The sequence below is a fragment of the Bovifimicola ammoniilytica genome, assembly GCF_025567085.1.
In the GTDB taxonomy this organism is placed as follows: Bacteria; Bacillota; Clostridia; order Lachnospirales; family Lachnospiraceae; genus Bovifimicola; species Bovifimicola ammoniilytica.
Window position 1 is genome coordinate 31,668 of the sequence record NZ_JAOQJN010000007.1, and the last position, 14,781, is coordinate 46,448.

15 protein-coding genes are annotated in these 14,781 nt (G+C 34.2%); all 15 read left to right on the forward strand.

The window, feature by feature from the left end:
- The 15 genes from bioA to fabK all read left to right on the forward strand — a co-directional run bounded on the left by bioA (position 1) and on the right by fabK (position 14,679).
- A complete protein-coding gene (gene bioA / locus OCV48_RS10025; RefSeq protein WP_147591851.1) occupies positions 1–1,203 on the forward strand; it encodes an adenosylmethionine--8-amino-7-oxononanoate transaminase in 1,203 nt (400 codons plus the stop codon).
- 642 nt (positions 1,204–1,845) lie between these two features.
- Complete coding sequence (gene dtd / locus OCV48_RS10030) at positions 1,846–2,295, forward strand: D-aminoacyl-tRNA deacylase (RefSeq protein ID WP_147591852.1); 450 nt, start codon at positions 1,846–1,848, stop codon at positions 2,293–2,295.
- 168 nt (positions 2,296–2,463) lie between these two features.
- Positions 2,464–3,525 carry an iron-containing alcohol dehydrogenase family protein gene (locus OCV48_RS10035; RefSeq protein ID WP_262559619.1) on the forward strand — a complete coding sequence of 354 codons (1,062 nt, stop codon included), beginning with the start codon at positions 2,464–2,466 and terminating at the stop codon, positions 3,523–3,525.
- Between the two features lie 174 nt (positions 3,526–3,699).
- On the forward strand, positions 3,700–4,323 hold the full coding sequence (locus OCV48_RS10040) for an HAD family hydrolase (RefSeq protein ID WP_147591853.1): 624 nt from the start codon (positions 3,700–3,702) through the stop codon (positions 4,321–4,323).
- Positions 4,324–4,380: 57 nt separating this feature from the next.
- Positions 4,381–4,953 carry a M48 family metallopeptidase gene (locus OCV48_RS10045; protein ID WP_147591854.1) on the forward strand — a complete coding sequence of 191 codons (573 nt, stop codon included), beginning with the start codon at positions 4,381–4,383 and terminating at the stop codon, positions 4,951–4,953.
- Between the two features lie 134 nt (positions 4,954–5,087).
- Entirely contained in the window at positions 5,088–5,453 is a 366-nt protein-coding gene (locus OCV48_RS10050; protein ID WP_021982925.1) for a hypothetical protein, read from the forward strand.
- Between the two features lie 789 nt (positions 5,454–6,242).
- Positions 6,243–7,268, forward strand: coding sequence for a phenylalanine--tRNA ligase subunit alpha (pheS, locus tag OCV48_RS10055; protein WP_021982926.1), 1,026 nt, complete (start codon positions 6,243–6,245; stop codon positions 7,266–7,268).
- Positions 7,269–7,286: 18 nt separating this feature from the next.
- Positions 7,287–9,707 carry a phenylalanine--tRNA ligase subunit beta gene (pheT, locus tag OCV48_RS10060; RefSeq protein ID WP_147591855.1) on the forward strand — a complete coding sequence of 807 codons (2,421 nt, stop codon included), beginning with the start codon at positions 7,287–7,289 and terminating at the stop codon, positions 9,705–9,707.
- A gap of 172 nt (positions 9,708–9,879) precedes the next feature.
- On the forward strand, positions 9,880–11,139 hold the full coding sequence (locus OCV48_RS10065) for a hypothetical protein (RefSeq protein WP_021982928.1): 1,260 nt from the start codon (positions 9,880–9,882) through the stop codon (positions 11,137–11,139).
- Positions 11,140–11,173: 34 nt separating this feature from the next.
- On the forward strand, positions 11,174–11,458 hold the full coding sequence (locus tag OCV48_RS10070; protein WP_021982929.1) for an acylphosphatase: 285 nt from the start codon (positions 11,174–11,176) through the stop codon (positions 11,456–11,458).
- Positions 11,459–11,480: 22 nt separating this feature from the next.
- Positions 11,481–12,479 carry a helix-turn-helix transcriptional regulator gene (locus OCV48_RS10075; protein ID WP_394803272.1) on the forward strand — a complete coding sequence of 333 codons (999 nt, stop codon included), beginning with the start codon at positions 11,481–11,483 and terminating at the stop codon, positions 12,477–12,479.
- A gap of 81 nt (positions 12,480–12,560) precedes the next feature.
- A complete protein-coding gene (locus OCV48_RS10080; protein ID WP_021982931.1) occupies positions 12,561–13,124 on the forward strand; it encodes an RNA polymerase sigma factor in 564 nt (187 codons plus the stop codon).
- A complete protein-coding gene (locus OCV48_RS10085) occupies positions 13,117–13,317 on the forward strand; it encodes a hypothetical protein (protein ID WP_021982932.1) in 201 nt (66 codons plus the stop codon). The genes OCV48_RS10080 and OCV48_RS10085 overlap by 8 nt, the downstream gene beginning before the upstream one ends.
- Before the next feature lie 22 nt (positions 13,318–13,339).
- Positions 13,340–13,567, forward strand: a complete 228-nt coding sequence (gene acpP, locus OCV48_RS10090) for an acyl carrier protein (RefSeq protein WP_021982933.1) — start codon at positions 13,340–13,342, stop codon at positions 13,565–13,567.
- Between the two features lie 182 nt (positions 13,568–13,749).
- The gene (fabK, locus tag OCV48_RS10095) at positions 13,750–14,679 is read left to right on the forward strand and encodes an enoyl-[acyl-carrier-protein] reductase FabK (protein WP_021982934.1); all 930 of its coding nucleotides are present in this window, start codon (positions 13,750–13,752) and stop codon (positions 14,677–14,679) included.
- The last annotated feature ends 102 nt before the right edge of the window (positions 14,680–14,781 follow it).

Consider the following 14,781-nt stretch of genomic DNA (forward strand, 5'->3'; position numbering starts at 1 on the left):
ATGATTTGGTATCCATATGAGCAAATGAAAACAATGAAATCGCCCTATAAAATTGTTAATGCAGAGGGCGTTTATCTTTATACCGAAGACCAGAAGCTGATTGATTCGGTATCATCTTGGTGGAGCGTGATTCACGGTTATAAACATCCCGAACTCAATCAGGCAATCGAAACGCAGCTTGAAAAGTTTGCCCACGTTATGTTGGGTGGATTGACGCACGAATCGGCGCAGAAGTTGTCCGAAAAGCTGGCAAGCTTTCTGCCGGGAGATTTGGATTACTGTTTCTTTTCGGATTCGGGCAGTGTTGCGGTTGAAGTTGCTCTGAAAATTGCTTTGCAGTATTATATGAATCGAGAAGAAACACAGCGGACAATGGTGTTGGCACTTAATCACGCCTACCACGGTGATACTTTCAAAACAATGGAGGTGGGCGATGACGAGGACTACCATTTTGTTTTGAAAGCATACGGTGAAAGCAAAAATGTCATTCATATTCCTACTGAGATAAAAGCACTTGAACAGGCTTTCGCAGAATATCACGACCGCTTAAACTGCTTTATCGTTGAACCTTTGTTACAGGGGGCAGGCGGTATGAGAATGTATGATATTTCTTTTTTACAACGAGCGAGAGAGCTTTGTGACCAATACGGTGTGCTTCTTGTTTTTGACGAGGTTGCAACAGGTTTCGGGCGCACAGGCAATCGCTTTGTTGCAGATTTAGTTTTACCTGATATTCTTGTTCTCGGCAAGGCTTTGACGGGTGGATATATCGGTCACGCTGTTACGGTTGCAAACCGAAAGGTGTATGAAGGCTTTTATGACGATAATCCTTCTCACGCTTTAATGCACGGACCTACCTTTATGGGCAATGCGTTAGCTTGCAGTGTGGCGCTGAAGTCCATAGAGTTATTTGAAACTCAGGACTATATGTCGAAAATCCGCAGGATTGAAGAAATCACCCGCCGTGAGATGGAGGGATTTTCTGACCCACGCATTAAAGAAATTCGCATTATGGGCGCTTGCGTATGTATTGAAGTGTATAATTCCGATACCATTAAAGGTTATCAGCAATTTGCGTATGAACGGGGCATATTCAGCCGTCCGTTCCTCAACTATATGTATGCAATGGTTCCTTATGTAATTGAGAAAGAAGAATTAGTCAAGGTTTTGAATACAATGAAAGAATGGTTTCTTGAAAAGTAGGTAAGAGTATGGATTCATTGAACATTACAGCCCATAAAGGCAATTATGCTCAATAAGATTGTTGCCTCGCTGGGGCAACAATTTAAAAAAAATTCAAATCGAATACCAGTAATCTGCGTGAGGTGTCGTCATTTAGCGACACCTCTATTTTTCTGCCTTTTTCTCTCTTGAAAAATTCTAAATTTTAGTATAATAGAGTTATCGAAAGCAGAGTGCTCCCGATAGAACAGAAAGCACGAGGTATGGTTATGAGGAGTAAAAGTCCTGAATTGATGAAAGAAATATGTGAATATGCAGAGCAGTATTATCTTCAGAATGGACATAAGTTATATTATTCATCCAAGAAATTAAATTGAGAAAGATGGAATTAAAAACAAGGTTGAATCTAAATATCTAAGGGATATTTATACCCTATTCTAACTGACAACAGATTTACTCTATCTCAATGAAACATAATAATTGCAAATCTAAAAATTTATTGCTACAATAAAAGTGTATATTAACCTTATTTCTAAGAAAATATATAATTGTGTCAATGAGTGGCAAGGGGAACCAGGCCACTTCCCAGCTGTAAAATAGCAACCTTTGCTAGGTGCAGGAGCAGACCCAACATTATTTTGAAAAGAAAGAGGAGCAGAAGAAATGAGATTTGTAATTCAAAGAGTAAAACATTCAAGTGTAACAATAGATGAAGAAGTTAAAGGAAAAATCAATAAAGGATATATGGTTCTTATCGGCATCGGTCAGGACGATAACGAAGTAATTGCTGATAAGATGGTTAAAAAGATGATTAATCTTAGAATATTTGAAGATGCAAATGGCAAAACAAATCTTGCACTTAAAGACGTAAATGGGGAATTATTGCTTATTTCTCAGTTTACATTATATGCAGATTGTAAAAAGGGTAACAGACCATCATTTATTAAGGCAGGAGCACCAAAAGAAGCGGAAGAATTATACGAGTATATTGTTCGAAAATGTAAAGAAGAGGTAGAGGTTGTTGAAAAAGGAGAATTTGGTGCAGATATGAAGGTAGAGCTTCTTAATGATGGACCGTTTACTGTTGTGCTGGATAGTGATGAGATAATCTAGGAGAATGTAAGATATATAAAATCGGAATTGTGATTATTATAGCTCTAAAGTAAATATTCAAAGAAAACGCAAAAATAATAGAGTTAATGATATAGATAAGAAAAAAGTAATTAAAAAGAAAGGAGCATATGATGTATCTGAACATAAATACATCATACAGGAACTAAAATGATAGAGACACAGATTGCAATACCTACACTACTAAAAGTAGGCAAGGGAACAATGAAGAACCTTGGAACATATTTATTGGCAGGCAATATGAAAAATGCTGTTGTATATTTTGGAAATGGTCTTATTGATATGTTTGGACAGGAGATAATTGATAATCTTAAAAATGACGGCATTAATGTAATTGAATACAAGGAACTTGATACGGTTAAGATAGAGGATATTATTGATTTAGCATTTTCAATTGATGCGAAGTGTCAGGTTATCGTCGGAATAGGTGGCGGAAAGGTAATTGATACTGCAAAATATGCAGCATATTTAAGAAAAATGCCATTTATCAGTATTCCGACCTCAGCATCTTCGGATGGCTTTTCAAGTGCGAGTGCATCGCTTATAGTAAATGGAAGAAGGACATCAGTACCAGCAAGAATAGCATATGGCATTGTAGTTGATACCGATATTATTAAAAGTGCGCCTGCGAAATTCATTTATTCAGGAATCGGAGATATGGTGTCTAAGATTACGTCTTTATATGACTGGCAATATGAATCAGGTATGGGATATTCTAAAATAAATGATTTCGCAGTAATGATAGCTAAAAAGGCAGTAAACAGTTTTGTGAGAACACCATTTAAGACTATACAGGATGATTTATTCTTAAAAGAGCTTGTAGATTCACTTGCAATGAGTGGAATTGCTAATGAAATTGCAGGCGGAAGTACACCGACAAGTGGCAGTGAACATCTGATTTCACATTCGCTTGATAAAATGCTTGAAAGACCACAGTTACATGGTATTCAGGTCGGAATTGCAACTTATGTAATGAGTGTTGTTCAGGATCACAGATATGTTCGTGTAAATACAATATTTGAACAGACAGGCTTCTGGGATTATGTTGAGACATTAAATCTTGATGTAGAAGATTATATAAAGGCAGTGGATATGGCACCAACAATCAAGCCACACAGACACACATATCTACACGAAGAGAAATATAGAGATTTTGCAAAACAGGTATTATTAGAAGATAGTGTAATGAAGAGAATTTTTCATTTGGATTGAGAAAAAATAAAAACATTGCGGAATGGAGATTAGTGTAAAAAATAATGTTGATACACTTATTTTTTACACGACTAAATGTGTCACAGGCGCCACATTTAGTGTTTATCGCAGAGCCAAATCTGACATTTGGCTCGCGATTCCTCCGGCGTAAACGTCTGCGGAATGGAGAATAGTATGAAATATGATGCTTTATTATTTGATTTAGATGGAACAATGTGGGATGCTACTGAAAATATAAGAATTTCCTGGGAAATGGCTGCAAGAACTTTTGATGGATTAGAAGATAGGATAATAACTAAAGAAGAACTTCAAAGTGTTATGGGATTGCCTATGGACGAAATAGCGGCAAGGCTTTTCAAGGAATTTGATAAAGAAAAACAGCTTGAAATATTAGATAAATGTTGTGAGGTCGAGAATGAATATCTGACAGAAAAAGGTGGAATTTTATATCCTGAACTTGAGTCCACACTTGCAAAATTATCTGAAAAATACACACTTTGTATCGTAAGCAATGGTCAGGCCGGATATATTCAGACATTTTTAAATGCACACAATATGTCAAAATATTTTAAAGATTTTCAGAACTGGGGAGACAATAAGGTTCCAAAGGGTGAAAATATTAAGCTTGTAATTGAAAGAAATAATATAAAAAATGCAGCATATGTAGGTGATACACAAGGCGATGCCAATGCAGCAAAGATGGCAGGAATAGATTTTATTTATGCTGAATATGGCTTTGGAAATGTTGAAGAATATACATTTGCAATAAAGGAATTTAAGGATTTGCTTACGCTTTAGCAAGTGATGATGATTACATCAATCAAAACAGCAAGTTATATAGAAATGGAGTTCCATATGAAAGTTAAAGTAATAAGGTCTAATAGAAAAACCATATCAATACAAGTTAATACTGATCTAACAGTTACAGTAAGAGTGCCGGAATATGCAACGAACAAGGACATAGATAAGATACTTCATGATAAGGAATCGTGGATTATGAAGCATATGGAACAGATAAGAGAGCAGAATGTAAGATATGAATCATCAGGCCTTAAACATTTGACGAAAGCAGAAATCGAAGACTTAGCTGATAAGGCATTAAAATATATTCCGCAGAGAGTTGAATATTTCTCGAAAATTGTAGGCGTAGATTATGGAAGAATTACAATTCGTAATCAGAGAACCAGATGGGGAAGCTGTAGCAGTAAGGGTAATCTTAATTTCAATTGTCTGCTAATGTTGACACCAACAGAAGTGATTGATTATGTTGTAGTTCATGAACTTTGTCACAGAAAGGAAATGAACCATTCAAAGAATTTCTGGATAGAAGTTGAAAAGGTGATTCCGGATTATAAGAGGTCAGTTAAATGGCTGAAGAACGAGGGAAGCCAGATAATAAGGTTATTAGATTCGAATGTAAAAATTTAGGTGAGGTAGAAAAAGTTACGGAAACAGAAATTAATAAGATATTAATGACAAGTTATTCCTTATATGTTAAAATCAGACACATAACTATCATATATGAATAGTTTATAAAAGACGTAGGGAAGGAGGAGATTATAATGTCAGAACTATATTGTTCGAATTGTAAGAAGTTACTTAGTAATGATGAGAAAGCATCTGGTAAATGTGCAAATTGTGGAGAGAAATTCTCAAGTACATTAATAGGTGCAACAAGACCAATTGAGGTGAATACTGACATAGCTACTGAGAAAAATATTGTAGGTATGGTATTAAAAGTTATTGGTATTTTAATACTTATTGTTGGAACAATTACAAACTTTATACTTATAGACAAATATGAATACGAGTATACAATTTTTAGTTTCATTGTTCCGGAGTTAAGAACTATTGTTAGTGGAATGATACTTATCGGCTCGGCAGAAATTGTGAAGTTATTACAGGATATTAAGAACAGAATGAGATAAGAGAGCAATATGAAATGAAGATAAATATTTCATTTCATACATAAGAGAAATATATAAGGAACAAAAGAATCATATAAGAAAGATATATAATAAGCGACATAATAAGCGATATAATAAACGATGCATATTCAAGTTGACACATATTTTAGTATGTGATAAAATCAGAAATGGTTTTGAAATAACAATTCAATATAATATGCATTGAGGGTGCAAAGTAGATTATGAAGAATCTTTTAGAGAATAATCGCCATCGGCTGTAAGCGGTTTAAGATATTCATAGATTGAAATTTCACACCGGAGCATTGTCTTTGAAATATTTGAAATAAAATATAAGTAGGAGGCGACGTGAGTGAGCGTTAATCACATTGAGAGTTTACATATCACAAGATATATAAATCGTAATATATATAAATTATAATAAATATATGAATAGAAAGTTATATAATCATATATAGATATAAGTTTATATAATTAGATATAAATACTGATGTATTTTATATAACGGATATCAAGTAAATAAGATATCAGATATGTAAGAATATGGGTGGTACCGCGGATAATATTCGTCCCAGCTAGGAGAAAGTCCTGGCTGGGTTTTTTTTGCTTACCAGGAAATTTCGTTGAAATTGTCTTGGTAAGTAAAAAATGCTCTGCGAGGATACGCACTTTGTGATATAGGAAGATGTCACATAAAGTGTGTGTAAAGCGGTATAAATAGTCGCAGGACAGACAGGATAATCCAATAAAATAATCAAATAAATAAAATATATGAATGGAGGATAATCATCGATGAATGAAGCATTAGAAAGTATTAAGCAGAAAATCTTAGATGGTGAAAAAGAACTGACAAATTCCAAGGCTGTTTATGATTTTAAGAAATCATTTCTTGATTCAAAAGTTGGACAGATTGGACAGTTAATGAAAGAAATGCGTAATATTGCACCTGAAGAACGTGCCAGCTATGGTAAAGGTGTAAACGAATTAAAGGAATGGGCAATTAATTATTTTGCAGAAATAGAAGAAAAGATTAAAGCAAAAGAATTAGAAGAAAAGTATGAATCAGAGAAAATAGATGTTACAATGCCTGCTAAGACTAAACAGACAGGTAATCTTCATCCTATTACACAGATGAGAAATCAGTTAATAGATGTATTCCAGGGAATGGGATTTGAAGTGTATGAGGGTTCAGAAATTGAAAATGATTACTATAACTTTACTGCACTAAATACACCAAAGGATCATCCTGCGCGTGATATGCAGGATACATTCTATTTATCGCCTGAATTTTTATTAAGAACACAGACTTCAGCAGGACAGATTCACGTTATGGAAAGCAAGAAGCCTCCTATCAAGATTCTTTCACCTGGTAAGGTTTTCCGTTCAGATGATGATGCAACACATTCTCCAATGTTTACACAGATGGAAGGACTTGTTGTAGATGAGAAGATTACACTTTGTGACCTTAAAGGTATGTTAGATGTATTTGTACAGAAGATATACGGTGAGGGAACTGTAACACGTTTAAGACCATCATATTTCCCATTTACAGAGCCATCAGTTGAAGTGGACTGCAGTTGTTTTGAATGTGGTGGAAAAGGCTGTAAATTATGTAAAGGTACAGGCTGGATAGAGATTCTTGGAGCAGGTATCGTTAATAAAAAAGTATTAGAGAACTGTGGAATTGATTCTGAAAAATACAGCGGACTTGCATTTGGTATTGGTATTGAAAGAACAGCAATGCTTAAATACGGAATAAATAATATCAAGTTATTATTTGAGTCAGATTTACGTGTATTAAAACAGTTAGATGACTAGGCGAAAAGGAGGATTATTATGTTAGTACCATTGAGCTGGTTAAAAGAATATGTAGATATAGATATTACTCCGGAAGAACTTGAGAAAAGATTATTTTCAAGTGGTTTTGAAGTAGAAGAACGTTATGAAGTCGGTAAAGACATCAGTAATGTAGTTGTTGGGCTTGTAGAAGAATGTGAGGGAATACCTGATACACACTTAAGTCTTTGCAAAGTAAATGCAGGCGAGCATGGAACATTCCAGATATGCTGTGGTGCAGATAATGTTAAAGCAGGCGGAAAGTTCCCACTTGCTCTTGTAGGTGCAACAGTATATGCAACAGCTAAAGACCATAAGACAGTTGAGGGTGTTATGACAATTAAGAAGGGTAAACTTCGTGGCTATGAGTCATTTGGTATGCTTTGTTCAGGCGTAGAACTTGGTGTAAATGACAATATGTTTAAGGGCGGAGATTACAACGGATTGTTAGTATTACCTGAAGATGCTGAAGCAGGTGCTGATGTTAAGCCTATTCTTGGACTTGATGACTGGATATTTGATATAGCCATTACTGCTAACAGACCTGATTGCCAGAGTATTCTTGGTATTGCCAGAGAAGTAGCAGCTATCCTTAATACAGACTTAAAGATGCCTGCCACAGATTATACAGAGACAGAAGTTAAGAAAGATGGCTTTAATGTAACAGTTGATGCATCAGATTTATGCCCAAGATACATTGCACATTATGTATATGATGTTAAGATGGGTGAATCTCCTCAGTGGATGAAGAGACGACTTGAATTAGTAGGAATAGGTGCTATTTCAAATGTAGTTGATATTACTAATTATGTTATGAAAGAAATCGGTCAGCCAATGCATGCATTTGACTGCTCATATCTTGAGGGTAACGCAATTAACGTAAGACGTGCTAATGACGAAGAGAAAATCGTTACATTAGATGAACAGGAATATACACTTAATTCTAATAACCTTGTAATCTGTGATGGAGTTAAACCGGTAGCATTAGCAGGCGTAATGGGTGGACTTAATTCAGAAATCAGAGATACGACTGAAACAGTAATGTTTGAATCTGCTAAATTTGCCCGCGATAATATAAGAAAGACAGCAAGAAGTCTTGGTAAACGTTCAGATGCAAGTGCAAGATACGAAAAAGGTGTTGATGAATATTCAACAGTATTAGCTATGAAACGAGCACTTCATTTGATAGAAGAATTGGGCTGTGGTAAAGTATCTTCAACACATATTGATGTAAATGTAGGTAATTCAGTAGAGCCACATGAGATGAAAGTAAGTGTTAAGAGAGTAAATGACGTATTAGGAATTGTAGTACCTGATGAAGATATAATTAAGATAATGAAAAATCTTAATTTTGCACCATCAATTAATGGTGATGAGTTGATACTACAAGTTCCTGCATATAGAGAAGATATGGATTCATATCCAGATGTTGCTGAAGAAGTAATTCGTATGTATGGTTATGATAACGTTGTTCCAACATTTATGCCTGATGCCAAGGTGACAATGGGTGGAATTAACCAGAAACAGAAGAAAGAACTTAAGCTTAAGAAGGCACTTTGCAGTATTGGTGCATACGAGGCTATACATTATTCATTCTTCTCACCTGCAGATTTAGATATGCTTAAATTACCTGAAGATGCAAAAGAGAGAAAAGCAATTAGTATTATTAATCCTATTAATGAGGACCTTTCATTGATGAGAACGACATTAGCAGCTTCTATGATTAATGCTATTGCAAGAAATATGAAGAAAGATAATGAAACTGGAAGATTATTTGAAGTAGGTAATGTATTCATACCAAAGTCACTTCCTTTAACAGATTATCCTGATGAAAGAGAAACACTTTGCGTAGGTATCTGGGGTGATGATGAGGATTTCTTTACACTTAAAGGAATAGCAGAGACAGTAGCTGAAACGCTTTGTCTTGATTTTGAATATGAACCTGCTAAGAAATCATTCCTCCATCCATATCAGACAGCTATAATCAAATGTGAGGGAATCGAAATCGGTTATTTAGGAAAAGTTGCATATGATGTTGTTAAGAACCTTGGAGTTCGCGGCGATATGTATGTAATGGAAATGGATCTTAAACTTATGTCACAGTGGTATGACAGAAAGACTATGTTCACTCCATTGCCAAAATTCCCTGAAGAGAAACGTGACCTCGCACTTGTTATGAATAAAGATATAACTTGTGGTCAGGTTGAAGACTGCATAAAGAAATCATGCAATTACATTAAATCAATCACATTATTTGATGTATATGAGGGCGAACAGATTCCTGCTGACAAGAAGAGTATGGCATTTACAATAGAATTTACACCTAAGGAAGAAGCTTTTGAAGCAGAATCAGTAGACAGATTTGTTAATAAGATTCTTAAGAATCTTAAGAGAGAATTAGAGATTGAATTAAGAGCATAAATTTTAGAAGTATTTTCAGAGAAAAAAAGTAAAATTATAAAAAGTGGTGAAATAAGTCCACAGATGTCAGAATAAAAAGACATTTGTGGACTTTTGTGTTATAATGAGCAAAAGAAAGATAGCTATAAGTAAACAATGAAAGCAGATAGATTTACCAAGGAGGATAATAGATATGAAGTGGTCAGAATTCTATGAAAAGGCGGACAATTGTGAAGTAAGTACAGTTGTTAAAATGATACCATCACTAGAAGAATTTGGTTCTCCAAAGGAAATTGCAGACGTAATATTGATAATCGGATCCGAAGATAAGAAAGGTGCTAATAGTTTATTAAATAAGGCACTTGATAAAGGTATAAAATTCAACGCTGATGAACTGTCAGACATTTTCGGAAGTTGTGACAGAGAGAATTTCGACAAGGCACTATATAGTTCAGCGGATAGATTTACTGATGAAGATATAGAGAATCTATATTATATTATAGAAGAAGATGTAGTTGTTAAACTTGCTAAGAAATATGGATTAAAATTACCAGATGATATTGCATCTGAATATGAAGAGAAGATGGTTTCAGACACAACGCCTGTAAGCTGGGAGCAGTTCTATGATGGTATGTTTGAATGGAATGAAGAGTATTCTAAGAGACGCTCAAGGGTGTTAACGGATTATGGTAATGAAGAAGATATTATTACAGTGCTATATCAATTATTTGATGGAGATATTAATGGCGCAGATAATTTTATAAAAGAAGCTGTTAATCATGGAGTGACATTTTCGGGAAACAATCTTTCAGAAATATCGTATTTTTGCAGTGGTAGTATATTCAGATATGCACTAAATAAATCTTCGAAGAGATTTACGGATAAAGATTTAGAAGATGTAAGTGATGATTTAAATGATGATGAAGTAATAAAATTAGCGGAAGAATTACATCTGAACTTACCGGAAGGCTACGAGATATACGACGAAAATGATGATATTGATGAAATTAACAATATAGCTGAATTACAGGCAGTGATACTTGATGCCATTGAATTAGCAGATGAAGCATTAAAGGCACTTAATGATGCCGGGGCTGCAGTTAATGAAGGAAGCAGGACGAGTTTATTTGATATACTTAGTAAGAGTTTCTATTCATCAGCAACTAAGAATCTTGCACTTGAAGAGGCGGATTTTCAAATACAGACGGCAGAAGAATCAATATCACAACTCAATGGCATATTAAAAGGAATTAGTAAGTGCAGGTATATTAAAATGAATTCAGAAAAATTAGCTTCTTTATTAGATATGTATACTAACGATAGTTTTATTAATATGATAACGCATATGAAGATAGGAAAAATGGGTAAAAATATTAATAAAACAACCAAAGATGTAATTGATACCAGACATAAGCTTGAGAAGATATATAAAAAATTGTGCAAGGCTGTATAATTGAAATACTTTTAAAAGGAAAAGAGATAGGATTATGTCAGTAGAAAATAAAATTATAAGAAAAGAGATTCATTTCACAGGTGCAGTTCAGGGTGTTGGTTTTCGTTACAGGGCTAAATATGCAGCAGATGGTTGTGGTGTAACAGGATGGGTCAGGAACGAATGGGACGGTTCGGTATTAATGGAAGCACAAGGAACTGAAAGGCAGATAAATGAAATGTTAAAACTTATTAATCAGGGACAGTATATTATGATAGACAGGTTAGATTATCATAATATACCACTTGAAGAATACGAAAGTGGTTTTCATATCAGGTAGATATGAAACGATTAAGGAGGATATGAATTTGGCTAAAGGAACAAACCAGAAACTAAAACTAATATATCTTATGAAGATAATGCTTGAAGAAACAGATGAAGAGCATAGACTTACTATGCCTGAAATTATAAGTGAACTGTATAAATATGATATTTCAGCAGAGAGAAAGAGTGTATATAATGATATAGAGGCTCTTAAGTATTATGGTATTGATATTCAGAGTGAGAAGAAAAATAATACATATAGTTATTATGTTGCGAGCAGACAGTTTGAATTGGCTGAATTAAAATTATTAGTCGATTCGGTACAGTCTGCTAAATTTATAACCGAGAAGAAATCAATGGAGTTAATTAAAAAGATTGAAGAACTTGGAAGTAAATATGATGCATCTAAATTACAAAGACAGGTATTTGTGACAGAGCGTGTAAAAACTATGAATGAAAGTATATATTATAGTGTTGATGCGATACATACGGCAATTGCTGAGAATTCTAAGATAAAGTTTCAATACTTCCAATGGAATGTTAATAAGGAAATGGAATTAAAAAAAGATGGCGAATATTATAATGTAAGTCCATGGGCATTGTCATGGGATGATGAGAATTATTACCTGATTGGATTCGATAGTCGGGATAAGAAGATTAAGCATTACAGAGTAGATAAGATGCTGCATATTGAGACTGTCAAAGAGAAGCGGGATGGAAAGGACAGATTCAAAGAGTTTAATATGGCTGTATATGCAAAAAGAATGTTTGGAATGTTCGGCGGTGTAGAAGAAACTGTGAGATTAGAATGTCATAATAGTATGGCGGGTGTTATTATTGACAGATTTGGTAAGGACATTCCTATTATAAAGAAAGATAGTGAGCATTTTACGGTAAGTGTGAAAGTGGCAGTAAGTATGCAGTTTATAGCATGGATAATAGGATTAGGTGAAAAAGTTAAGATAACAGGACCGGATAATATAGTTGATAAAGTTGATGAAGAGATTGAAAGATTAATAAGACAATATAAAAATTAAAAAAATTTGAAAGATAAATAAAAAAGTGGTGTATATGTATATGAACCTAAGAAAAGATAGTAAGTAACAGGAGGTTCTATCGTGCATGATAAGAAATTAATAACTCTGATTGAGGAAAAAAATGAACAATGCATTTCCTTGATAGCAGACAAATATGAGAAATTGTTATATCACATAGCATATGGAATTCTGGGTGGACGAGCTGAAGATATAGAAGAATGTATTAACGATACATATTTGAAATTCTGGAATAACATAGGTAAATATGATTTAGAAAAAGCTTCAGTTAAAACTTATTTGAAAGTAATTTTGCGAAATACGGCAATAAACCGGTTAAGAGATATTGGAAGAAAAGAAGAGAATATGTCTTATGAAGATTTGACGGATATTGCAGCAACGTATGCTGATGAAAGCCAGAATGTTGAAAATAAGTTAATTAACCGCGAAAAGGTTATATTACTTAATGAAATAATTGGAGAAATGCCGAAGAAAGATAAAGAGATTTCAATAAGACGTTTTTTCTATCTTCAGTCTTCAAAAGAGATTGCAAGAGCAATGATGATGACGGTTTCAGCAGTAGATTGCAGGGTTTCAAGAATCAAATCAAAAATAAAAATTAAATTTGAGGAGAACGGATATGAGTGACAGAGAATTAGTTGATATATTTTCAAATATTGATGTTTCTTTTTTGGAAAATGATAATTTTGAAAAAGACAGATTTATTAATAGAAAGCCAGTAAAAGTCGGAATGATTGTTTCAGGCACAGTTTTAGCAGCTGCCTTAACAACGATAACGATAGTAGCAACTGTTAAGAAGAAAAGATTAAAGTTAGCGTAGATGACGCAGAAATGAGGATAAAATGTTTGAAAAAGTAAAAGAAATTATAGCATCAGAATTAGGAGTTGAAGAAGATAAGATTACACTTGAGTCAACATTTAAAGATGACTTAGGGGCAGATTCACTAGATTTATTCCAGATGGTAATGTCAATCGAAGATGAATATGGAATAGAGATTCCAACTGAAGATTTAGAAAAAATGTCAACAGTTGGTGATATTGTTAAATATTTAGAGGATAAACAGTCATAATTATAAACACGAAGATTCAGATATAATATAGATGAATTAAGAATAGACGGATTGTATATACCTATATTCACAAATCCGAATCTGAAAATAAAGTGGATAAAAATATATCATGAGATATAATTTTTCTTATCCCTTTATTTTTTGACCTTTTTTCAGAAAAAAACAGAAAGGATTACATCAAAATGAATACAAATATATGTGAAATGTTAAACATTAAATATCCAATATTTCAAGGTGGAATGGCATGGGTAGCTGAACACAATCTTGTATCAGCAGTATCAAATGCTGGAGGACTTGGAGTTATAGCAGCAGGAGGTGCACCGGTAGAATATGTCAGAAATGAGATACGAAAGACCAGAGAACTTACAGACAAGCCATTTGGTGTAAATATTATGATGCTTAGTCCAAGTGCTGAGGAGATAGCATATATGGTAGCTGAAGAGAAAGTTAATGTTGTAACAACAGGAGCTGGTAATTCAGAAAAATATTTTGAAATGTGGAAGGAAAAAGGAATTAAAATAATACCTGTAGTGGCATCAGTAGCACTTGCTAAAAGAGTTGCTAAACGCGGTGTAGATGCTGTAATTGCAGAAGGATGTGAATCAGGTGGACATATTGGTAGTTCTACAACAATGACGCTTGTTCCACAGGTGGTCGATGCTATTGATATACCAGTAATAGCAGCTGGAGGAATTGGCGATGGCCGGGGAATGGCAGCAGCATTTATGTTAGGTGCTACAGCTGTACAGATAGGTACGAGATTTCTTGTGGCTGATGAATGTATAATCCATGATAATTATAAAGAAAAGGTAATAAATGCAAAAGACATTGATTCAGTAGTAACAGGGACCACAACAGGTCATCCTGTAAGAGTATTGCGAAATAAAATGACTAAAGAATATATAAGATTAGAACATAATGGTGTCGGATATGAAGAATTAGAAAGAATGACACTTGGTTCACTTAGAAAAGCGGTTATAGATGGAGACAAAGATAATGGTTCATTTATGGCAGGGCAGATTGCAGGACTTATAAGTAAAAGGCAGAGTTGTGAACAGATAATAACAGAAATAGTATCAGAGGCAGATAAATTACTGCGAAATGGAGATTAGTGTGAAAAATACAGATTGATATCTGATTTTTCACACAGCTAAATGTGTAGCAGGCAACACATTTAGCATTTATCGCAGAGCCAAATCTGATATTTGGCTCGC

Bases quoted from the DNA above. Each gene is read 5' to 3' on its own strand.
- pheT (WP_147591855.1), top strand. From the start codon at position 7,287: ATGTTAGTACCATTGAGCTGGTTAAAAGAATATGTAGATATAGATATT.
- OCV48_RS10085 (WP_021982932.1), top strand. From the start codon at position 13,117: ATGAGTGACAGAGAATTAGTTGATATATTTTCAAATATTGATGTTTCT.
- pheS (WP_021982926.1), top strand. From the start codon at position 6,243: ATGAATGAAGCATTAGAAAGTATTAAGCAGAAAATCTTAGATGGTGAA.
- OCV48_RS10070 (WP_021982929.1), top strand. From the start codon at position 11,174: ATGTCAGTAGAAAATAAAATTATAAGAAAAGAGATTCATTTCACAGGT.
- OCV48_RS10040 (WP_147591853.1), top strand. From the start codon at position 3,700: ATGAAATATGATGCTTTATTATTTGATTTAGATGGAACAATGTGGGAT.
- fabK (WP_021982934.1), top strand. From the start codon at position 13,750: ATGAATACAAATATATGTGAAATGTTAAACATTAAATATCCAATATTT.
- OCV48_RS10065 (WP_021982928.1), top strand. From the start codon at position 9,880: ATGAAGTGGTCAGAATTCTATGAAAAGGCGGACAATTGTGAAGTAAGT.
- OCV48_RS10075 (WP_394803272.1), top strand. From the start codon at position 11,481: ATGAATTTGGCTAAAGGAACAAACCAGAAACTAAAACTAATATATCTT.
- OCV48_RS10035 (WP_262559619.1), top strand. From the start codon at position 2,464: ATGATAGAGACACAGATTGCAATACCTACACTACTAAAAGTAGGCAAG.
- OCV48_RS10050 (WP_021982925.1), top strand. From the start codon at position 5,088: ATGTCAGAACTATATTGTTCGAATTGTAAGAAGTTACTTAGTAATGAT.
- bioA (WP_147591851.1), top strand. From the start codon at position 1: ATGATTTGGTATCCATATGAGCAAATGAAAACAATGAAATCGCCCTAT.
- OCV48_RS10045 (WP_147591854.1), top strand. From the start codon at position 4,381: ATGAAAGTTAAAGTAATAAGGTCTAATAGAAAAACCATATCAATACAA.
- acpP (WP_021982933.1), top strand. From the start codon at position 13,340: ATGTTTGAAAAAGTAAAAGAAATTATAGCATCAGAATTAGGAGTTGAA.
- dtd (WP_147591852.1), top strand. From the start codon at position 1,846: ATGAGATTTGTAATTCAAAGAGTAAAACATTCAAGTGTAACAATAGAT.